Below are 19,894 nucleotides of genomic sequence, written 5' to 3'. Positions count from 1 at the left end.
AGACCCTGGCCCGCGATGGCCAAGCAAAGAGAATAGGCGCTGCGTCGGTTCCCGAGTCGTGGACGATCTGTGCGAAACGAAACACGGCGTCGGCATAAGAGTTGTTGTAGCCGTGCACGAAAATGAGCACCTGTCGCTTTGCGTTTCGGTTCTTGCGGAACCAATCGAAGACCTGCCTTTCCGTTGCGACTTTGTCGACCCCGACCATGGCAAACTCCCGATCGGGATCAGGGGGAAAGCGTGAAGGCCACTGGATCTGACCGATCTTTCGGTTTCGATCCGGAGGTATGGTGACAGTGACGCTGTCCAACGAGATCGCCGTTCCGCGTTCGCCTGAATAAAGTCGGCCGGCGTCCTTTGACGGCTTGCGCGTTGTGGCGACCAGTAGGTTAACCCGAGTGGCCTCGGTCGCGGCGACTACGGGAGGTTGGAGCACGTTCTCCGCTCGGGTCGCGCAACCGTTTGCGAACAAGCAAATGGTCAGTAAAATCGCAAGCACCAAGCGAGAGTTTCTTCGGTCCCCCGGCTGACATCGACAGGCTGGCATTGTCGGATCCGTCCTATTCTGTAAGCGCTCCAACGCGGTGCTCATCACCGAGAAACGACCCGCGCCGATAGATTGGAAGGTGCGGTCGTCGGCACGCCAGCGCACACTATCGTCAAAACGACTATTTAGTCAATATGAACTTGTGTTCTAAAAAGGCTGCAAACCATGCAAATTTCCCGCAGTACGAGAACTACGGAGGTCCCCACACCCGGAGAGGGCCAACAGGAGCATTGAGGGCAGCGCATCGTGAGCTTCGGAGCGTGCAGATCCTAGTCAAATGTTGCCCTGCGTGCGGTCGATGCCCCTTTGACGATACGTGCCGCCGCGACATTCTCGATCAGGCGCTCGAAACTATCCCATTCGCACGTCATCACCGCCTTTTGCCGCACGCATCGACCAAAGAGCTTTCCAGCGTTGAAATAGCTGCGCTATGTGTGGCGGCACGCAACCCGACCGACGAACAGGAGTAAAATAGACGGTAAGAGACGGGCACAAGATCGCTTCCCCTGCCCTTGGATCGTGTTCAGGCGACAACATTCAATCTGAATACGGCGGGTATAGCGGAGCTCAAGTGGCCCACTTTAGATAGACGTTGGTCATAAGTTATTGATATTTAACGACTTTGGTGGGCCCGGAGGACGTATTAAGATTGTTGATTTCATTGGCTTTTTCGTGCGCCAGTATCAGAAATTTTCCCGTATCGCTCCGTATGCTTCTGCGTTTGGTTAGACTGGTCAGCCGGAGACGATACGTTCAGAGCGAGAAAAAAACGGCCTGGGCGCCGCCGGGCGTCCAGGCCGTCCATCATGGCCGGTTCACTTCTTGCTGACATCGGCGGCCGCCTGCTTGATAAGGCTGGCGACGGCAGCAGGATCGGAGACGTAGACGGCGTGGCTGCCGGGCACTTCCAAGGTCGTTGCCTTGGCGCGGCTGGCCATCTGGCGCTGCGCTGGCGGCGGGATCATCTTGTCGTCGGTGGCGACAAGGTACCAGCTGGGCTTCACCTTCCAGGCTGGAGTGGTGACCTTGCCTTCGAGCGCCGCCACACCCCACGGCACCTGCGAATCCGCCATGAAGGAGGCGAGCGAGGGACGGACATCGGCGGCGAACGAGGCGGCGAACTTCGCCTTGTCGAGCATCAGGAAGCCGTCGACGGGCGGCAGGATCGGCGGCACCGGCGCTCCGGGCGGCGGGTTGGCGATCAGGGTCGAGACCGACTCGTCCGCGTCTGGCGCGAAGGCCGCGATATAGACGACGGCAGCCACCTTCGGATCGGTGCCGGCCTCGGACACCACGACGCCGCCATAGGAATGGCCGACCAGAATGACATCGCCGGGAGCGGCGGCGATGGCGCGCCTGGTGACGGCAACGTCGTCGGCGAGCGAGGTGGTCGGGTTCTGGACGATAGTCACGTCATAGCCGTCCTTCTTGAGGATCTGGTAGACGCCGTCCCAGCCGGAGCCATCGACGAAGCCGCCATGCACGAGGACGACGGACTTTGCTGCAGTATTCGACATGTGAGTTCTCCTTTTCAAATCATTGGTTGAGCGTTTGTTGCAGGAAGACTATGCGGCAGGCCTGAGGGGCGCGCTTTGAGGCGGACTTCAGGACCTCTTGATTTTGCATTGAGATCGCTTTGATTTTGCGTCCACGACGCGGCTACAATGTCGGGCTATTTGCCGCGCGGTCTGGAGCGAGTGATTTTGCCGTATCTTTTTGAGGATTTTGCTCTGGACGGCGATCGCCGCGAACTGCGTCGCGGTAACGACCTGATCTCCGTCGAGCCGCAGGTGTTCGACCTCTTGCAATATCTGATCCGCAATCGCGAGCGGGTGGTCAGCAAGGACGATCTGGTCGATGCGGTCTGGCAGGGGCGCATCGTTTCCGACGCCACACTCGCCAGCCGCATCAATGCCGCCCGCAATGCGCTCGGTGACAGCGGCGAGGAGCAACGCCTCATCCGCACCATCCCGCGCAGGGGCCTTCGCTTTGTCGGCACTGTCCGCGAGGAGGTCCGGATGTCGGAAGCAGGGGCGATCGCCTCGATGGAGCAACCGAAGCCTGGCTCTGGCATTCCCGCCCGTCCATCGATTGCCGTGCTGCCCTTCGTGAACCTGAGCGGCGATCCCGAGCAGGATTATTTTGCCGACGGCATGGTCGAGGACATCATCACCGGCCTGTCGCGCATAAGGTGGCTGTTCGTCATCGCGCGAAATTCCTCCTTCACCTACAAGGGCCGCGCGGTCGACGTGAAGCAGGTCGGGCACGAGCTCGGCGTGCGCTACGTGCTAGAAGGCAGCGTGCGCAAGGTGGGCAGCCGCGTGCGCATCACCGGCCAGCTCATCGACGCCGAGGATGGCAGCCATCTGTGGGCCGAACGCTACGACCGCGACCTGACCGACGTATTCGCGCTGCAGGACGAGATCACTGTCAGCGTGGTCGCGGCTATCGAGCCCAATTTGCGCCGGGCCGAGATCGAACGCGTCAAGCGCAAGCGCCCCGACAGTCTCGACGCTTACGATCTCCTGCTTCGCGCACTGCCCGATGTCTACACCTTCATGCCGCAAGGCGCCGCCAAGGGGCTGCCGCTGCTCGACCAGGCGCTCACCATCGAGCCGACCTATGCCCTTGCCCACGGCTTTGCCGCCTGGGCGCATCAGTCGCTGTTTGTGCGCGGTGGCATGAAGGCGGAGAATCGTGAAAAATCGATCCGCCATGCCCATGCGGCGATCGAGCACGGCTCGGGAGATGCGATGGCGCTTGCCTTGGCCGGGTTCACCATTGGCATTGTGGAGCATGACCGCAGACTGGCCGACGAGGCGTTCGCGGCAGCCCTGGCGCTCAGCGCATCCTGCGCCCTCGTCTATGCCTTCGGCTGCGTGCCGGTGGCCTATGGCGGCGAAGCCGCCAGGGCGATCGACTGGGGCGAGCAAGCGTTACGGCTGAACCCCCTCGACACGATGAGCTGCGTACCGCAAGGCATCATCGGATTCGGCAATTTCCTGTCCGGCCGGCACGAGCAGGCCGTCATAGCCGGCCGAAGGGCGGTCGAGATGAACCCCGGCTTCAGCATGCTGCCGGATGGCTGGCGGCAGCGCTAGCCAGGCTCGGGCAGCTCGACGAGGCAAAAGCCTCGGCTGGGCGGCTGCTCTCGCTCGACCCGCACTTCACCATCAGGCGCTGGTCCACTGCCGTAGGAATTGCGTCGAACATCCTCGATGACGTCACCGACGCCATGCGTATGGCAGGTTTGCCGGCATAGGCATAGCCACCAAGGATACGCGCCGTGACTCCACCCGTTGCATGAAGGCGTTTGCGGCCTTCATCAGCCGCTCGCCCGACACGGCGACGGCAGAAGATCTTCGCCGGTTCCAGTCGCACAAGACGCAGGCCGACATACGACCGTCAGGCTAAACTTTGCAACACAGTCCTAGGTCCAAATGCCCTCGCTGTGCTTTTCGACATAGGTCGCAAGACCCAGAGTATGGTCGCGGCAAAGCTGCTCTGCCAGTTCAGTGTCTCGCTTTTCCAGCGCGTCAATGATCGCCAGGTGATCTTTGATGGACTGGCTTGCCCGATCGTCACGGCCGATTGTGATCTTGCGGATACCGCGCACATGCAGAAGGATGTTCTCCGTCATTTCCTGCAGGATCTTCGAGCCGGTCATCTTGATCAGCGTCTGGTGAAACTGGATGTTGGCTTCCGAATATTCACTGAGATAGTCCGCCGGTTTGTGACCGTCATGGAACTTCTCGAAAATCTTGCGAAGCTGCTCAATCTCCTTGCGGCTTGCGTTGAGCGAAATCAATCGCGCGGCCATTCCTTCGAGAGCCGCCCAAACCTGGATCATTTCGATCACTTCCCGTTTGGTCTTACGCAGCACCACGATGCCGCGGCGAGATATCGACTTAACAAAGCCCTGCTGCTCAAGCATCGCGATCGCCTCGCGGATTGGCGTTCGGCTCACCCCGAGGCGCTCCGCGAGTTGACGCTCGTCGAGCCACGTGTCCTCGGTGGTGCCATAAATATCCATATTGGCGATCGCTTCCTTCAGCGTCACGTAAATACGTCTCTTGAAATTGGGCTCGGCGGCCAACGGCCCCAATACGAGTCCGGGAGTCGCTTCTTCGGCAAGGGGCCAACGCGTTTGGCTTCTCCCACTCATGACAAGGCACCTCTCGTTTGAAGTCGAACTGGCATGTATCTGGCACGTATAATGCCATATTTGTTGAGGTACGGTCATTCTCAAGGATGAAACGAGTTGTCCAGTGTTATCGCTTGCCTCCCCAACCAGGCGGTCAGCCGGTCTTGGAAAGAATCGGCTGACGCGCCGGCCCCCCCAGCAGTTCGGCCAGCGTCGTACCGAGGCGCGCTGGTGTGGGCGAGATACGGATTCCTGCCGCCTCCATCGCCGCGATCTTGTCTTCGGCGCCGCCCTTGCCGCCGGAAATGATCGCGCCGGCATGGCCCATACGGCGTCCGGGAGGGGCGGTGCGGCCGGCGATAAAGCCGACTATCGGCTTGGAGCGCCCGCGCCGGGCTTCGTCACGCAGGAACTGCGCGGCCTCCTCCTCGGCCGAGCCGCCGATTTCGCCGATCATGACAACGGATTCGGTGGCGGGATCGGCAAGGAACAGTTCGAGTACTTCGATGAATTCCGTTCCCTTGATCGGATCGCCGCCAATGCCGACCGCCGTGGTCTGACCGAAGCCCTGCTGCGAGGTCTGGAAGACGGCCTCATACGTGAGCGTGCCGGAGCGCGAGACGATGCCGACTGAGCCCTGCTTGAAGATCGAGCCGGGCATGATGCCGATCTTGCATTCGCCCGCAGTGATCAGGCCCGGGCAGTTCGGGCCGATCAGCCGCGATTTCGAGCCGGAGAGCGCGCGCTTCACCTTTTGCATGTCGAGCACAGGGATGCCCTCGGTGATGCAGACTACGAGCGGAATTTCCGCCTGGATCGCTTCGCAAATCGCGTCGGCCGCACCGAAGGGCGGCACATAAATGACTGTCGCATCCGCACCCGTTGCTTCCCGCGCCTCCATCACCGTGTCGAAGACCGGGAGCCCGAGATGGCTCGAGCCGCCCTTCCCCGGCGAGACGCCGCCGACCATCTTCGTACCGTACTTGATCGCCTGCTCGCTGTGGAAGGTGCCGGTCTTGCCGGTGAAGCCCTGGCAGAGTACGCGGGTGTTCCTGTCGATGAGAATGGACATCAGTTGAGCCCTCCGACGGCACTCACGATTTTCTGGGCGGCGTCATCGAGATCGTCGGCGGGAATGACGTTGAGCCCGCTCTGCTTGAGGATCTGTTTGCCGAGTTCGACATTGGTGCCTTCGAGCCGCACCACCAGCGGCACCTTGAGGCCCACTTCCCTCACCGCCGTCACCACGCCTTCCGCGATCACGTCGCATCGCATAATGCCGCCGAATATGTTGACGAGGATGCCCTTCACATTGGGATCGGCGGTGATGATCTTGAAGGCGGCCGCCACCTTCTCGGCCGTCGCGCCGCCTCCGACATCGAGAAAGTTCGCCGGCTCGGCGCCGTAGAATTTGATGATGTCCATGGTTGCCATTGCGAGGCCCGCGCCGTTCACCATGCAGCCGATATTGCCATCGAGCGTGACATAGGAGAGATCATATTTGGAGGCCTCGATCTCCTTGGCATCTTCCTCCGTCTCGTCGCGCAGAGCCGCGATGTCGGGATGACGCGCAAGCGCGTTGGAGTCGAAGCCAACCTTGGCGTCGAGGCAGCGCAATTTCCCGTCCTTCGAGACGATCAGCGGATTGATCTCCAGCATTTCCATGTCATTGGCGGTGAAGGCCGCGTACAGGCTTTCGGCTAGCGCCTGCGCCTGTTTGGCCAGGTCGCCGTCAAGCCGGAGCGCCTTGGCCACCGCGCGACCATGATGCGGCATGACGCCGGTGGCTGGATCGACGGGGAAGGTGACGATTTTCTCAGGCGTGTCGCGCGCGACCTGCTCGATGTCCATGCCACCCTCGGTGGACACCACAAACGAGACGCGGCTGGTGACGCGGTCGATGAGAAGCGACAGATAGAACTCCTGCTCTATTTCGGAGCCCTCCTCGACATAGATGCGGTTGACGTGCTTGCCGGACGGACCGGTCTGAAGGGTCACCAGCGTGTTGCCAAGCATCTCGGCCGCGTCGGCGCGGACGTCTACAAAGGATTTGGCAAGGCGAACGCCGCCCTTGGCGTCGGCGGAAAGCTCCTTGAACTTGCCCTTGCCCCGCCCGCCAGCATGAATCTGTGCCTTCACGACATATACGCGACCGGGCAGCTTGCTCGCGGCCTCGGCGGCTTCTTCGATGGTTGTGGCAGCAAAGCCTTGCGGAACCGGTACGCCGAAGGACCGCAACACCTCCTTGGCCTGGTATTCATGGATGTTCATCGAGGAAAACCCCTGAAAGATTTGCACATTTTCGAATGGCCCGGCGCGACGCGCCGGGGAGCGATGATGCGCCGAGATCCGGTTTCAGATCAGAGCAGGCCTGCACCCCGTGCCCATTTGTACTTGGCGCCGAGCACCTCGACGGGAAGTTCGGTCGAATAGGCGTAGGCCGGAATGCCATGCTGGTAGAGGTATTCAGCCGCCTCCTCGACCTCCACGTCGCCGGCCAGCGATGCGACCATCGGCTTTTCGATACCCTTGGCCGTCATCTCTTCCTTCACCTCGACCATCAGTTTTGCAAAGACCATCGGCGGCGTCACGATCGTGTGCCAGTAGCCGAGGATCAGCGCGTGAATACGGTCGTCCTCAAGCCCCAGCTTGACGGTGTTTTTGTAGGTCTGCGGCGGCTCGCCGCCGGTGATGTCGACGGGGTTGCCGGCAGCACCGAAGGGCGGAATGAATTTGCGGAATGCGGTATCCAGGTCGGCCGGCATCGACATCAGGCTCAGCCCGTTGTCCACGCAGGAATCCGACAGCAGCACACCGGAACCGCCCGCACCCGTGATGATGACGACATTCTCGCCCTTCGGCGTCGGCAGCACCGGCACTCCGCGCGCGAACTCGAGCAACTGCCGCAACGAGCGCGCGCGAATGACGCCGGACTGCTTAAACACGTCCTCGTAGATCTTGTCGTTGCCCGCCAGGGCCCCGGTATGCGACGACGCCGCCTTCGCGCCGGCCGAAGTGCGCCCCGCCTTCAGGACGACGATGGGCTTCTTCTTGGACACACGCTTGGCCGCCTCGGCAAAGGCGCGACCGTCCTTCAGGTCCTCGCAGTGCTGGGCGATGATGCTGGTATGTTCGTCCTGCTCGAAGAAGGCGAGCAGGTCATCCTCGTCTATGTCCGACTTGTTGCCGAGGCCGACGATTGCCGAAACGCCCATCTTCGCCGACCGCGAGAAGCCGATGATGGCCATGCCGATGCCGCCCGATTGCGACGACAGCGCCGCCGAACCCTTCACGTCATAGGCGGTACAGAAAGTGGCGCAGAGATTGGCGGGCGTGTAATAGAAGCCGTAAATGTTCGGCCCCATAAGCCGGACATTGTACTTGCGGCCTATCTCGACGATCTCTTCCTGCAGTTCCGGCGCGCCGGCTTCCGCAAACCCGGATGGGATCAGCACCGCGCCCGGAATGCTCTTTTCGCCGCACTCGGTGAGCGCGCCGGCGACGAACTTGGCCGGAATGGCGAAAACCGCCGTATCGATCGTGCCGGGCACATCCTTGACGCTGCGATAGGCCTTGTAGCCCAGGATTTCTTCGGCCTTGGGGTGGATCGGATAGATCTCGCCCTGGTAGCCGCCATTGATGAGGTTCTTCATCACCGAATTGCCGATCTTGCCGTCCTCGGCGGAGGCGCCGATCACGGCAACGGCCTGCGGCCGCATGATGCGGTTCATTGCCTTGACGATGTCGTCTTGGCTGTGACGCGGGCGCGGTGCAGGCTGGTTGTAATCGACGACAATGCGCACATCCGCGGCAATCGCGCCGTCCTTGGTAGCGAAAACCGGATTGAGGTCGAGTTCGGAGATTTCAGGGTAGTCGTTCACGAGCTGCGAAACGCTCACGATCATGTCGGCAAGGGCGTCGCGATTGACCGGATCGCCCCCGCGAACGCCTTTCAACATCTCCGCCGCCTGGATGCCGTCGAGCATCGAAAGCGCCTCGTCGCGCGTTACCGGCGCAAGGCGGAACGTGATGTCCTTCAAGACTTCGACCAGCACACCCCCGAGGCCAAAGGCGACAAGCTTGCCGAAGGAGCCGTCGGTGACGGCGCCGATGATGACCTCCTGGCCGCCGGTCAGCATCTGCTGGACCTGTACGCCGGAGATCTGGGCATTGGCCTTGTAGGCCTTTGCGTTAGCGATGATCTTCTCATGGGCGGCCCGCGCCTCGTCGGCCGATTTGACGCCGACGATGACACCACCGGCTTCCGTCTTGTGGAGGATGTCCGGCGAAACGATCTTCATGACCACCGGGAAGCCCATGCCGGACGCCAGCTTGGCTGCTTCCTCCGCGCTGCCGGCGACACCTTCCTGCGGAACCTTGATGCCATAGACATCGCACAGCAGTTTGCCTTCCGGCGCGGTGAGCGCCTGGCGCTCCTCGGCCTTCACCTTGTCCAGCACGTTACGGACAGCGACTTTGTCGAGCATGATATCCTCCATGATGATCGCCGGTGGTGGGCGGTATCGTCGATTCCGAGCTACCGGCAGCGCTTAGACGGAAGCCGTGTCGTTGCTTTGGCATTTTGTATACCAGAAGAAAGCTGTCAAGCCTTTCCTGTTCAGGGCGTTTGTCCCGCGGCTACCGTCGCCGCGCGTCGGCGCAGCACCAGGCCGAATGCCATCACGCCGATGCAGGTCAGATATGGAAGCGCCACAGGAAGCCACGAAACTTGCGCGGCAATCCATGGGCCGACAATCGGGTCATGTGCTGCGAGCCCGCCGGCGATCCAGCCGAGGAGCCCTGATCCGGCGACAGCAAGCAACGGAACGCGATCCAGCAGCCACAGCATCATGGCGCTGCCCACAACCATCAGCGGGATGGAGATGGCGATGCCAAGCGCAAGCAGCATCACGCTGCCTTTGGCCGCGGCGGCGACCGCGAGGACATTATCCAGGCTCATCACCGCATCGGCGATAGCGACAATGCGGACCGCCTCCCAGAGAGTGGTCGCCTCGTGCTTTCCGGAGGCCGACGCCGTTCCGTCCTGTTCCGGGACGACGAGTTTGATCGCGACCCACACCAGCAGCAACGCGCCCGCAAACTTGAGAAGCGGAATCTCGAGCACATAGACGATGGCGGCGGCAAAGGCGATGCGCAAGGCGATCGCCGCCCCCGTGCCGAGCAGGATGCCCCATTTCCGTTGGTTTGTCGGCAACGATCGGCACGCGAGCGCGATGACGAGGGCATTGTCGCCCGACAGGACGATATCGATGCCGATAATCTGCAGTAGTCCCGCCCCGAAAGCTGGCGTGCCGAATTCCATGGCTCAGGCTCCACCAGGCGAGAAGCGCCCACCGCCCCGCAACTTGTCGAGCATGAGGGCAATGAGCGGCCAGAACAGCATGGCAAGAGCCAGGGAGCAGATCGAGCCCACGAGCCAGTTGGACCAGAAGATGGACATGTCTCCTTGCGAGATCAGCATTGATTGCCGGAACGAGCTTTCCGCCATGTCACCCAGTACGAGCGCGAGCACCAGCGGCGCCAGCGGGTAATGAAGCTTCTTGAACACGTAGCCGATGACGCCGAAGAACAGCATGATGACGACGTCGAGAAAGGCGTTGTGGACGGTGTAGGCGCCGATGCAGCAGAGCACGATTATCACTGGCGCAATGATCGAGAACGGAATGCGCAGGATCGACGCCCAGAGGGGCACAGTCGTTAGGACGATCAGGAAGCCGATGACGTTGGAAAGATACATCGAGGCGATGAGGCCCCATACAAAATCCTTTTGCTCTATGAACAACATGGGACCGGGCTGCAGGCCCCAGATAAGCAAGCCGCCCAGCATCACCGCCGCGGTGGGCGAGCCGGGGATGCCGAGCGTCAGCATCGGGAGCAGCGCGCTTGTGCCTGCGGCATGAGCCGCCGTCTCTGGCGCCACCACGCCTTCGATTTCGCCTTTGCCAAAATTGCCCGGGTCCTTCGAAAAGCGGCGGGCGAGCCCGTAGCTCATGAACGAAGCTGGCGTTGCGCCACCTGGAGTGATGCCAAGCCAGCAGCCCACAGCCGCTGACCGCAGATAGGTAACCCAGAAACGCGGCAAGCGAATCCAGGTATTCATCACCGAACGCAGCGTGATGGTGGTGCTCTTGCCTCGAAATGACAGTCCCTCCTCCATGGTGAGTAGGATCTCGCCGATTCCGAAGAGGCCGATGACCGCGATCAGGAAATCGAAGCCACGCATGAGCTCGACCGTGCCGAACGTCATGCGCAGTTGTCCGGTGACCGAGTCTAGTCCCACGGCCGCCAGCGCAAAACCGAGCGTCATGGCGGCCAGCACCTTGAACGGCGACTCGCGACCCATGCCGACGAAACTGCAGAACGTGAGAAGTTGTACGGCGAAGAACTCGGCGGGTCCGAAGCGCAACGCAAAGCCGGCTACCACCGGCGCGAGGAAGGTGATCACTATAACGGCAAGCAGCGCGCCGATGAAGGATGAGGTAAACGCGGCGGTCAGCGCCTCGTCGGCCTTGCCCTGCTGGGCCATGGGATGGCCGTCGAAGGTGGTGGCTACCGACCACGGCTCCCCGGGAATGTTGAACAGGACGGAGGTGATCGCGCCACCGAACAGCGCGCCCCAGTAAATCGAGGAGAGCATGATGATCGCCGCGGTGGGCGACATCGAAAAGGTGAGCGGCAGGAGTATGGCAACGCCGTTTGCGCCACCAAGCCCCGGCAATACGCCGATCAGCACGCCGAGCACAACGCCAACGCACATGTAGACGATATTCATGGGGTCGGCGAGAACGCCAAAGCCGTGAATGAGCGAAAGGAATGCATCCATGGGGATTTCGTCCTCGAATCTTGGTCTAGGGGCCCGAATTCTCAGAAGCCGAGTGCAGCCTCCAGCGGACCTTTGGGCAACGGGATCAGAAAGGCGATCTCGAACAGCCAGAAGAGAACGAGGGGGATCGCGATTGCGACGGGCGCAGCCTTGCGGATCGAATATTTGCCCAACCACATCATGAAGAAACAGATGTAGAGAGCGGAGGCGATGTAGATGCCTACGTAGTACATCACAATGAGATATATGACCGTTGGCGCGAGTACCTTGGCCACCAGCAGAAGGGCCGGCTTGGTCACGAAATTGGAAAGATCGGCCGTGCGACTGAACAGGTTGATGCCGAAAGTCACTGCACTAGCCGCAAACAGGATCAAGCCGATGAAGAAGGGAAAGTAGCCGGCCTGCGGTCCGTCAAAGGCCCAGCCTGCACCCACGCGGACGCTGTCATACATGACGATCGCAGCGACCAGCATCAAGAGGCCGGCAACGACTAGTTCCATCGTTTTCATTGTAACCGTAAGCCCCGCGTCGCTGACCGGGGTGGTCTTTTCCCCGTCGCCGGGCAAGCTTTCGGGAACGAGGTTCTGCTCGCGCTCCATGAACATCCGTGCCTCCTATAGAAGGTGCTGTTGCGATATCGGGCGGGCGGTCCGAGGCTTTGCCGGCCCCGGACCGGTGGCGCCTTCAGTTGGCGGCTATAAAACCCGCTTTGGTCATCAGGTCCTTGTGCACCACGGCTGCATCAGCGACCCACTTTTTGTATTCATCCCCGCTCAGGAAGGTCTGAGTAAACGCGCCCTTCGCCATGAAGTCTTTCCATTCCTGGGTTTCGCGTACCATTTGGAACAGTCCGACATAGTAGTCGACCACTTCCTGGCTGACGCCCGGAGACATGAAGATGCCGCGCAGCATCTGGTATTCGATGCCGACGCCAGCTTCCTTGCAGGTCGGGATATCCTGCCATTTCGCCGTACCTTGTGCCTCGATACGCGAGGCGGCGAAGACACAGAGCGGCCGCAGGTTACCGGCTTGCCAGAAAGAAACAGCCTCGATCGGGTTGTTGACCGTTGAATCGATGTGCCCGCCGACCAGCTGCTTGGCGACGTCGCCGCCGCCCTTGAACGGCACATAGGTGAGCTTCTTGCCGGCGACCTGCTCGATCGCCACGGTGACGATCTGATCCTCCTGCTTCGAACCGGTGCCGGCCATCTTGAACTGGCTGTCGGCGCCCGCTTTCACGGCATCGACATAGTCCTTGGCGGATTGGTAGGGCGAGCTCGAATTCACCCATAGGACGAAGTTGTCGAGCGCCAGCATGGAGACCGGCGTCAAGTCTTCCCAGCTGAATGGCACGCCGGTGGCGAGCGGTGTCGTGAACAGGTTGGATAGCGTGATGATGATCTTGTGCTCGTTGCCGGCCGAGCCCTTGACATCCATGAAGCCCTCGGCGCCGGCGCCGCCGGATTTGTTGATGACTACCATGGGCTGATCCATAAGCTGGTGCTTCTGAATAACCCCCTGAATCATTCGCGCCATCTGATCGGCGCCGCCGCCGGTACCCGCTGGAATGATGAACTCGACGGTTTTCTTCGGTTTCCACTCCGCCCAGCACGGGCCTGCCGCCGCAAAACCAAAAATAGCCACTGTCGTCAGCGCCGTCGCCAGCGTCTTTGCAAGTTTCATGTTAGCTTCCTCCCAGGTTGCTGAATGGCCACGGCCGCCCGTTATTTTTTCCGTGCCGCTGTTAAGTAGAGCCTCCCGTCGCCCAAAGCCCAACTCTCGACGGGGCTAAATTCCTCCTCAGTTCTTGGTATACTGAATGCCAAGGAGACAAACTGTAACAGACATCAGCCGCGAATCAAGCCTAGTTTTTGGCCGATTTCGCGGGTTTGACTTTTGGTATTTATTATGCCAGAGATCACTAAGACCCGATCCGCAGAAAAGCGGTCTGGCGCTTCTCGTGGGGTGCCACGTCGCCAAGCGCCTGAGACGAAAGGGGCAAGGGAGGACTTATGATGCTCGTCGCCAAAGTTGAACAAGCACGATTGGGAGGCGACGACGTCATCCCGCGCGACAGCCACATCATCGACATCCTTGACGGTCGCCTCGACGCGGGATGAAGACCGCGCCAGGTGCGGACCGTTGTCCGCGCTCCAGGGAACATGGCGGAAATTGATAGAGCGAAAGATCTGGGAGAGAGCGGAATGTCCGCGATGATACAAAGTATAGACGCGAATACAGCCGGCGCCGAGCATGAGCTCACCGACGGCTTCCATCTCATCATCGATGCGCTCAAGCTCAACGGCGTCAAGACGATCTACGGAGTGCCCGGCATCCCGATCACAGATTTCGGCCGCATGGCGCAGGCTGAAGGCATCCGCGTCATCTCGTTCCGGCACGAACAGCATGCCGGCAACGCGGCGGCGATCGCCGGTTTCCTGACGAAAAGGCCCGGTATCTGTCTGACGGTGTCGGCCCCGGGCTTCCTCAACGGCCTGACGGCGCTGGCCAATGCCACCACCAACTGCTTTCCAATGATCCTGATCTCGGGCTCGTCCGAGCGCGAGATCGTCGACCTGCAGCAGGGCGACTACGAGGAGATGGACCAGTTGGCCATCGCTAAGCCGCTCTGCAAGGCAGCCTTCCGCGTGCTGCATGCCGCCGACATCGGCATCGGCGTGGCGCGCGCGATCCGGGCCGCCGTTTCCGGACGTCCTGGAGGCGTCTACCTCGATCTGCCCGCCAAGCTTTTCGGCCAGGTGATGGACGCCGAGGCTGGGGCCAACTCGCTCGTCGAGGTCATCGATCCGGCCCCGGCCCAGCTTCCAGCTCCGGGCGCCGTCAAACGGGCCCTCGATGTGCTGAAGGGCGCCAAGCGGCCGCTGATCATTCTCGGCAAGGGCGCCGCCTACGCGCAGGCGGATGACCAGATCCGCGCCCTGATCGAAAAGAGCGGCGTTCCGTTCCTGCCGATGAGCATGGCCAAGGGCCTTCTGCCCGACACGCATCCGCAGTGCGCGGGCGCCGCCCGTTCCACTGTACTGAAGGACAGCGACGTGGTCATGCTGATCGGCGCCCGCCTCAACTGGCTGCTGTCGCACGGCAAGGGCAAGACCTGGGGCGATGCGCCGAAAAAATTCATCCAGATCGATATCGAGCCGAAGGAGATGGACTCCAACGTCGAGATCGCCGCGCCGCTGGTCGGCGATATCGGCTCCTGCGTGTCGGCGCTTCTTGAGGGCATTGGCGACACATGGCAGGCTCCCCCTTCGGACTGGATCGACGCCGTCAATTCGAAGCGGGAAGAAAACATCGCCAAGATGGCGCCACGGCTGATGAAGAATTCGGCCCCGATGGATTTCCACGGCGCGCTCGGCGTGCTGCGGACCGTCATCCGGGAGCGGCCGGACGCGATCCTCGTCAATGAAGGCGCCAACACCCTCGATCTGGCGCGCGGCATCATCGACATGTATCAGCCGCGCAAGCGGCTGGATGTCGGCACCTGGGGTGTCATGGGCATCGGCATGGGCTTCGCCGTGGCTGCCGCCATCGAGACCGGAAAGCCGGTGCTCGCGGTGGAAGGCGACTCCGCCTTCGGCTTCTCCGGCATGGAGGTCGAAACCATCTGCCGGTACAATCTGCCGGTCTGCGTGGTGGTCTTCAATAACAACGGCATCTATCGCGGCACCGACGCCAACCCCACGGGCGGTACCGACGCAGCGACCACGGTGTTCGTCAAGGACGCGCGCTACGACAAAATGATGGAGGCGTTTGGCGGAGTTGGCGTCCACGTGACGACACCCGATGAACTGAAGCGCGCCGTCGACACGGCGATCGACTCCGGCAAGCCGACGCTTGTCAACGCGGCGATCGACCCGGCCGCCGGCAGCGAGAGTGGCCGGATCGGCAATCTCAATCCGCAAAGCATATTGAAAAAGAAATAAGGAGCATGCCCATGAAAGCGCTTGAAGGCGTTCGCATCCTCGACTTCACTCATGTGCAGTCCGGCCCGACCTGTACGCAGCTCCTCGCATGGTTTGGCGCCGACGTGATCAAGATCGAGCGCCCGGGAACGGGCGACATCACGCGCGGACAATTGCAGGACATCCCCAAGGTGGACAGCCTGTATTTCACCATGCTGAATCACAACAAGCGCTCGGTCACCCTCGACACCAAGAACCCCAAGGGCAAGGAAGTGCTCGAGCGGCTCATCAAGGAATGCGACGTACTGGTCGAAAACTTCGGGCCAGGCGTGCTCGACCGCATGGGCTTTCCCTGGGAAACAATCAACAAGCTCAACCCGAAGATGATCGTCGCTTCGATCAAGGGCTTCGGCCCCGGCCCCTACGAAGACTGCAAGGTCTATGAGAATGTGGCGCAATGCACAGGCGGCGCGGCCTCGACCACCGGCTTCCGCGACGGTCCGCCTCTGGTCACCGGAGCACAGATCGGCGATTCCGGTACCGGGCTGCATCTCGCGCTCGGCATCGTCACCGCGCTTTATCAGCGCACCCACTCCGGCAAGGGCCAGCGCGTCACCTGCGCGATGCAGGACGGCGTGCTGAACCTCGCGCGCGTCAAATTGCGCGACCAGCAGCGCCTCGCGCACGGACCGCTGAAGGAATACAGCCAGTTCGGCGAAGGGGTCCCATTCGGCGCCGCCGTGCCGCGTGCCGGCAACGATTCAGGCGGCGGCCAGCCCGGCCGCATCCTGAAGTGCAACGGTTGGGAACAGGATCCCGACGCCTACATTTATTTCATCACGCAGGCGCCGGTGTGGGAGAAAATCTGCGACATCATCGGCGAGCCCACCTGGAAGACCGATCCGGAGTACGCGACGCCGCCAGCGCGCCTGCCGAAGCTGAACGCGATCTTCGCGCGCATCGAACAATGGACGATGACCAAGACCAAATTCGAGGTGATGGAGATCTGCAACGCAGTCGACATCCCGGTTGGCCCGATCCTTTCCATGAAGGAGCTTGCCGAGGATCAGTCGTTGCGCGCCACCGGCACAGTGGTCGAGGTCGATCATCCAACGCGCGGAAAATATCTATCGGTGGGCAATCCGATCAAATTGTCGGACAGCCCCTCGGAGGTGAAACGCTCGCCGCTTCTCGGCGAGCATACCGAAGAAATCCTCAGCCAAGTGCTCGGTTATGACGACAAGGGGATAGCCGAATTGAACGATTCCGGAGCGCTCGGCATGCCGCGGCAGATCGCGGCCGAGTAATTCTTGCGGCTAAAATGGATGGCGCTTGCCACCGATTGAAGCTGGCCGACGCAGGCTGAGCTTCCAACGTGTCGACGGCAAACGGAATAAGGGAGAGGCGGCCGTGAACCTGCACGAGTTCCAGTCCAAGATCCTGCTGTCGTCCCGCGGCGTGCACGTGCCCGAGGGGCAGGCTGTATCGACCAAAGAGGAGGCACGGAATACAGCGCGTGACCTCAAGGCAGCGGGCTTTGCAGTCAAAGCGCAAATCCGGGCTGGCGCGCGCGGCCGTGCCGGCGGCGTGCGTCTCGTCTCCTTGCCGGAAGAGGCGATGGCTGCGGCAGGCGATCTGCTTGGTCGACGTCTCGCTACCGAACAGACGGCGCCAACTGGCCACCTCGTGCGCAAGGTCCTGGTCGAAACCGCCGTAGAGCCCCTGCAAAGCCTCTACCTTTCACTTTTTATCGGCGCCGCAACCGCCGAAATCGTCCTTCTCGCAGCGTGTGAAGGGGGCGACGATATTGAGCAGAGGATTCAGAACGGGCAAACCCGGTTCGAGCGGCTCGCCCTTGGCGCGGAACAGACGCTCGACAAAACGGCGGCGGCCGGTCTGGGCGCTCGTCTGGGCCTCGCCGCAGGCTTGATTCCGCCGTTCGTCGAGCTTCTCGGGCAACTGCGGGACGCCTTTTTGGAACTGGATGCCACCCTGATCGAGATCAACCCTCTTTCTGTGGTCGAACCAGGCCGTTTCGTGGCGGTGGATGCCAAGATCACGATCGACGACAATGCACTGTTCCGGCATCCCGACCTGATGGCGTTGCGGGAAGAGTCCGAGAGCGACGCGGTTGAGATTGCGGCGCAAAACCGCAACCTCAACTATCTAGCGCTCGATGGCGATATCGGGCTTGTAGTCAATGGCGCGGGGCTTGGTCTTGCGACGCTCGACATGGTACGAGCAGCCAACGGCAGGCCAGCGAATTTCATGGACATCCGCACCACCGCGACCAGTCTTGACGTGGCGCATGGCTTTGCTCTGCTACTCGGCAATCCAGCGGTGCGATCGATTCTGGTCAATGTCCATGGCGGCGGCATGCAACCTTGCGACACGATCGCGGACGGCCTCGGCATCGCCATGCGCCGGAACAGGCGTTCATTGCCTATCGTCGTGCGCTTGGCCGGCAATAATGCCGAGTACGCAAGGTTCCGTTTTGCCAATTTCGGCTGCAAGGTGATCGACTGCCCGGATATGTGGACAGCGGTGACGCGTGCTGTCAGTGCTGCACAATCCGGAGAGAGCCAGCCATGACCATTCTCGTCGACCACGATACGCGTGTTATCTGTCAGGGCATGACCGGCTGGGCCGGAACGCACTATTCCGCCGCGATGCTCGAATACGGCACTCGCATCGTCGGTGGCGTGAGGCCAGGCAAGGCCGGCACCCGTCACTTGAACCTGCCGATCTTCGACACCGTTGCTGCAGGGATGGCCGAAACGGACGCAAATGCCAGCATGGTGTTCGTGCCGCCAAGCAACGCAGCGGCAGCCATGATCGAGGCGATCGAGGCGGGCATGCCATTGGTCGTGGCGTTGACTGAGCGTGTTCCTGTGCGGGACATGATTCGCGTGCGCGATGCCCTTAAACAGGGCGCGACCATTTTGGTTGGGCCGAACTCGCAAGGCGTCCTGGCTCCAGACGTCTGCAAGATCGGCGTGATGACGACCGGCCGGGCGCGCAGAGGCACCATCGGCATCATGTCGCGCTCCGCCTCGCTGACCAGTGAAGTGATCGCACAAGTGAGCGATGCCGGTCTTGGCCAGTCGACCACCGTAGGCATCGGCGGCGACGCCATCCACGGACTAGGCATGCGCGAATGTCTGGAACTTTTTCTCGCAGATCAGGACACGCGCGGCGTGGTCGTTATCGGCGAGATCGGCGGCTCGGAGGAAGAGGAACTGGCAGATTTCGTCGCAGCAGTTAAGCCCCGGATTCCGGTGGTCGCGCTCATCGTCGGCCGTTATGCACCGATCGAACACCGCATGGGGCATGCAGGTGCCATCGCGCAGGGTTTGGCCGGGGACGCCGAGAGCAAGATTCGTGCGCTTCAGGCCGCGGGCGTCATCATAGCGGAGAGCCCGCACTTGGTTGGCGCGACGATGCGCGAAGCGTTGTTCGTCACCGCCTGAGGTCTCCCCTCCCGCTGGAACTGCCCCGAAAAGGCACATGCCTCAAGCACGCCGTCACTGAACAAATGTATTGCACAGCGTACCTATTCCCTCGATCGTCACCGAGACGGTACTTGCCGCGTCCTTCAGCGAACCGACGCCGAGCGAGGTGCCACAGCAGATCAGGTCGCCCGGCAGAAGGGTCATGTCTTTCGAAAGAGCGCTGACGAGACGCTCAGGCCGAAAGATCATGTCGTCGAGCGGGTAGTTCTGCCGCTCCACACCGTTGACTTCGGTCCGCACGCTGAGCCCGCTCAGGTCGAGATCAGTGGCGATAATAGGGCCGAAAGGCCCGAAACCGTCGAAACTCTTGGCGCGCGCCCACTGCGCGAAGTTCTTGTCGCGCGCGATGATGTCGCTTGCGGTGAGATCATTGACGCAGGTGTAGCCGAAGATTGCCGCGGCCGCCGCCTCGTCGGAGGCGTTCGCGCAGATGCGGCCGATCACAATGCCGAGTTCACCTTCGAAGACGATGCGTTCGGCATATGACGCCGGCCGGCTGATGACGGCGCCTGGTGCCGCAACGCTTGAAACCGCCTTCAGGAGGTAAAGCGGCTCCACCGGTTCTGGCACAGAGAGCTTGGCAGCGAGTTGCCGGAAATTGTTCCAGAGCGCAATGATTTTAGAGGGCTGGCAGGGCGGCAGCAGCCGCACCGCGGTGAGCGGGCGGCGCACGTACGTTGGCTGTGGGTCGTCGAACATCGTTCCGGTGTGGACCAAAATGTCCTTGCCCATAAGGCAGCCGAAGCGCTCCTCGCCGTCATCCTCAAACCGGACCCACTGCGACATCTTTCCCTCCCTAGCCTGGCCACATGCTCCCGCGCACCTTTGCGCGACGTCAGTGATCCAACAGCCTTGGTGATTTCTTGGTCGACTTCTTAGTGTCGGCCAAGAGCATCATGGTGGACCTTGTGCGGCGAAGCCGCA

General features: G+C 61.5%; 16 protein-coding genes. 5 read left to right on the top strand and 11 right to left on the bottom strand.

The annotated features are described in order from the left end of the window. On the bottom strand, positions 1 to 502 hold a 502-nt coding region (locus NMG80_RS37980), incomplete at its 3' end, for an alpha/beta hydrolase (RefSeq protein WP_436798679.1). A gap of 860 nt (positions 503 to 1,362) precedes the next feature. Beyond that, a complete protein-coding gene (locus NMG80_RS25815; protein WP_254020722.1) occupies positions 1,363 to 2,064 on the bottom strand; it encodes an alpha/beta hydrolase in 702 nt (233 codons plus the stop codon). 186 nt (positions 2,065 to 2,250) lie between these two features. On the opposite strand from NMG80_RS25815, the gene NMG80_RS25810 reads away from it, so the two are divergent. Further along, positions 2,251 to 3,648, top strand: a complete 1,398-nt coding sequence (locus tag NMG80_RS25810) for a winged helix-turn-helix domain-containing protein (RefSeq protein WP_254020721.1) — start codon at positions 2,251 to 2,253, stop codon at positions 3,646 to 3,648. Between the two features lie 329 nt (positions 3,649 to 3,977). Here NMG80_RS25810 and NMG80_RS25805 read toward each other — a convergent pair whose 3' ends face one another. The 8 genes from NMG80_RS25805 to NMG80_RS25770 form a co-directional block, all read right to left on the bottom strand. Further along, positions 3,978 to 4,712 carry a GntR family transcriptional regulator gene (locus NMG80_RS25805; RefSeq protein WP_254020720.1) on the bottom strand — a complete coding sequence of 245 codons (735 nt, stop codon included), beginning with the start codon at positions 4,710 to 4,712 and terminating at the stop codon, positions 3,978 to 3,980. Between the two features lie 133 nt (positions 4,713 to 4,845). Then, positions 4,846 to 5,763 (bottom strand): succinate--CoA ligase subunit alpha, encoded by a 918-nt coding sequence (gene sucD / locus NMG80_RS25800; protein WP_254020719.1) that lies wholly within the window; start codon positions 5,761 to 5,763, stop codon positions 4,846 to 4,848. Further along, positions 5,763 to 6,962 (bottom strand): ADP-forming succinate--CoA ligase subunit beta, encoded by a 1,200-nt coding sequence (gene sucC / locus NMG80_RS25795; RefSeq protein ID WP_254020718.1) that lies wholly within the window; start codon positions 6,960 to 6,962, stop codon positions 5,763 to 5,765. The genes sucD (NMG80_RS25800) and sucC (NMG80_RS25795) overlap by 1 nt, the downstream gene beginning before the upstream one ends. Positions 6,963 to 7,051: 89 nt before the next feature. Further along, positions 7,052 to 9,178: an acetate--CoA ligase family protein gene (locus NMG80_RS25790; RefSeq protein ID WP_254020717.1), complete on the bottom strand. Its 2,127-nt coding sequence runs from the start codon at positions 9,176 to 9,178 to the stop codon at positions 7,052 to 7,054. A 131-nt stretch (positions 9,179 to 9,309) separates the two neighbouring features. Beyond that, a complete protein-coding gene (locus tag NMG80_RS25785) occupies positions 9,310 to 10,014 on the bottom strand; it encodes a TerC family protein (RefSeq protein ID WP_254020716.1) in 705 nt (234 codons plus the stop codon). A gap of 3 nt (positions 10,015 to 10,017) precedes the next feature. Continuing rightward, positions 10,018 to 11,535 carry a tripartite tricarboxylate transporter permease gene (locus NMG80_RS25780; protein ID WP_254020715.1) on the bottom strand — a complete coding sequence of 506 codons (1,518 nt, stop codon included), beginning with the start codon at positions 11,533 to 11,535 and terminating at the stop codon, positions 10,018 to 10,020. A 41-nt stretch (positions 11,536 to 11,576) separates the two neighbouring features. Beyond that, a complete protein-coding gene (locus NMG80_RS25775) occupies positions 11,577 to 12,134 on the bottom strand; it encodes a tripartite tricarboxylate transporter TctB family protein (protein WP_254020714.1) in 558 nt (185 codons plus the stop codon). An 85-nt stretch (positions 12,135 to 12,219) separates the two neighbouring features. Beyond that, the gene (locus NMG80_RS25770) at positions 12,220 to 13,218 is read right to left on the bottom strand and encodes a Bug family tripartite tricarboxylate transporter substrate binding protein (RefSeq protein ID WP_254020713.1); all 999 of its coding nucleotides are present in this window, start codon (positions 13,216 to 13,218) and stop codon (positions 12,220 to 12,222) included. Between the two features lie 521 nt (positions 13,219 to 13,739). Here NMG80_RS25770 and oxc point away from each other — a divergent pair. From oxc to sucD (NMG80_RS25750), 4 genes are all read left to right on the top strand, one after another. Continuing rightward, on the top strand, positions 13,740 to 15,479 hold the full coding sequence (gene oxc / locus NMG80_RS25765) for an oxalyl-CoA decarboxylase (RefSeq protein WP_254020712.1): 1,740 nt from the start codon (positions 13,740 to 13,742) through the stop codon (positions 15,477 to 15,479). Between the two features lie 11 nt (positions 15,480 to 15,490). After that, positions 15,491 to 16,765, top strand: a complete 1,275-nt coding sequence (gene frc / locus NMG80_RS25760) for a formyl-CoA transferase (RefSeq protein WP_254020711.1) — start codon at positions 15,491 to 15,493, stop codon at positions 16,763 to 16,765. Between the two features lie 103 nt (positions 16,766 to 16,868). Then, on the top strand, positions 16,869 to 18,050 hold the full coding sequence (gene sucC / locus NMG80_RS25755) for an ADP-forming succinate--CoA ligase subunit beta (RefSeq protein WP_254020710.1): 1,182 nt from the start codon (positions 16,869 to 16,871) through the stop codon (positions 18,048 to 18,050). Then, positions 18,047 to 18,928 carry a succinate--CoA ligase subunit alpha gene (gene sucD, locus NMG80_RS25750; protein ID WP_254020709.1) on the top strand — a complete coding sequence of 294 codons (882 nt, stop codon included), beginning with the start codon at positions 18,047 to 18,049 and terminating at the stop codon, positions 18,926 to 18,928. Before sucC (NMG80_RS25755) ends, sucD (NMG80_RS25750) begins: the two co-directional genes overlap by 4 nt. A 54-nt stretch (positions 18,929 to 18,982) precedes the next feature. Here the strand turns inward: sucD (NMG80_RS25750) and NMG80_RS25745 are convergent, their stop codons facing one another. Further along, on the bottom strand, positions 18,983 to 19,756 hold the full coding sequence (locus tag NMG80_RS25745; RefSeq protein ID WP_254020708.1) for a fumarylacetoacetate hydrolase family protein: 774 nt from the start codon (positions 19,754 to 19,756) through the stop codon (positions 18,983 to 18,985). Positions 19,757 to 19,894: the final 138 nt, after the last annotated feature.

This window comes from Mesorhizobium escarrei (assembly GCF_935825525.1).
Taxonomy (GTDB): Bacteria; Pseudomonadota; Alphaproteobacteria; order Rhizobiales; family Rhizobiaceae; genus Mesorhizobium; species Mesorhizobium escarrei.
This window is presented reverse-complemented; position numbering and strand designations above follow the sequence as displayed.

Bases quoted from the DNA above. Each gene is read 5' to 3' on its own strand.
- NMG80_RS25815 (WP_254020722.1), bottom strand. From the start codon at position 2,064: ATGTCGAATACTGCAGCAAAGTCCGTCGTCCTCGTGCATGGCGGCTTC.
- sucD (WP_254020709.1), top strand. From the start codon at position 18,047: ATGACCATTCTCGTCGACCACGATACGCGTGTTATCTGTCAGGGCATG.
- NMG80_RS25745 (WP_254020708.1), bottom strand. From the start codon at position 19,756: ATGTCGCAGTGGGTCCGGTTTGAGGATGACGGCGAGGAGCGCTTCGGC.
- oxc (WP_254020712.1), top strand. From the start codon at position 13,740: ATGTCCGCGATGATACAAAGTATAGACGCGAATACAGCCGGCGCCGAG.
- sucC (WP_254020718.1), bottom strand. From the start codon at position 6,962: ATGAACATCCATGAATACCAGGCCAAGGAGGTGTTGCGGTCCTTCGGC.
- NMG80_RS25775 (WP_254020714.1), bottom strand. From the start codon at position 12,134: ATGGAGCGCGAGCAGAACCTCGTTCCCGAAAGCTTGCCCGGCGACGGG.
- NMG80_RS25805 (WP_254020720.1), bottom strand. From the start codon at position 4,712: ATGAGTGGGAGAAGCCAAACGCGTTGGCCCCTTGCCGAAGAAGCGACT.
- frc (WP_254020711.1), top strand. From the start codon at position 15,491: ATGAAAGCGCTTGAAGGCGTTCGCATCCTCGACTTCACTCATGTGCAG.
- sucD (WP_254020719.1), bottom strand. From the start codon at position 5,763: ATGTCCATTCTCATCGACAGGAACACCCGCGTACTCTGCCAGGGCTTC.
- NMG80_RS25785 (WP_254020716.1), bottom strand. From the start codon at position 10,014: ATGGAATTCGGCACGCCAGCTTTCGGGGCGGGACTACTGCAGATTATC.
- NMG80_RS25790 (WP_254020717.1), bottom strand. From the start codon at position 9,178: ATGCTCGACAAAGTCGCTGTCCGTAACGTGCTGGACAAGGTGAAGGCC.
- NMG80_RS25770 (WP_254020713.1), bottom strand. From the start codon at position 13,218: ATGAAACTTGCAAAGACGCTGGCGACGGCGCTGACGACAGTGGCTATT.
- NMG80_RS25780 (WP_254020715.1), bottom strand. From the start codon at position 11,535: ATGGATGCATTCCTTTCGCTCATTCACGGCTTTGGCGTTCTCGCCGAC.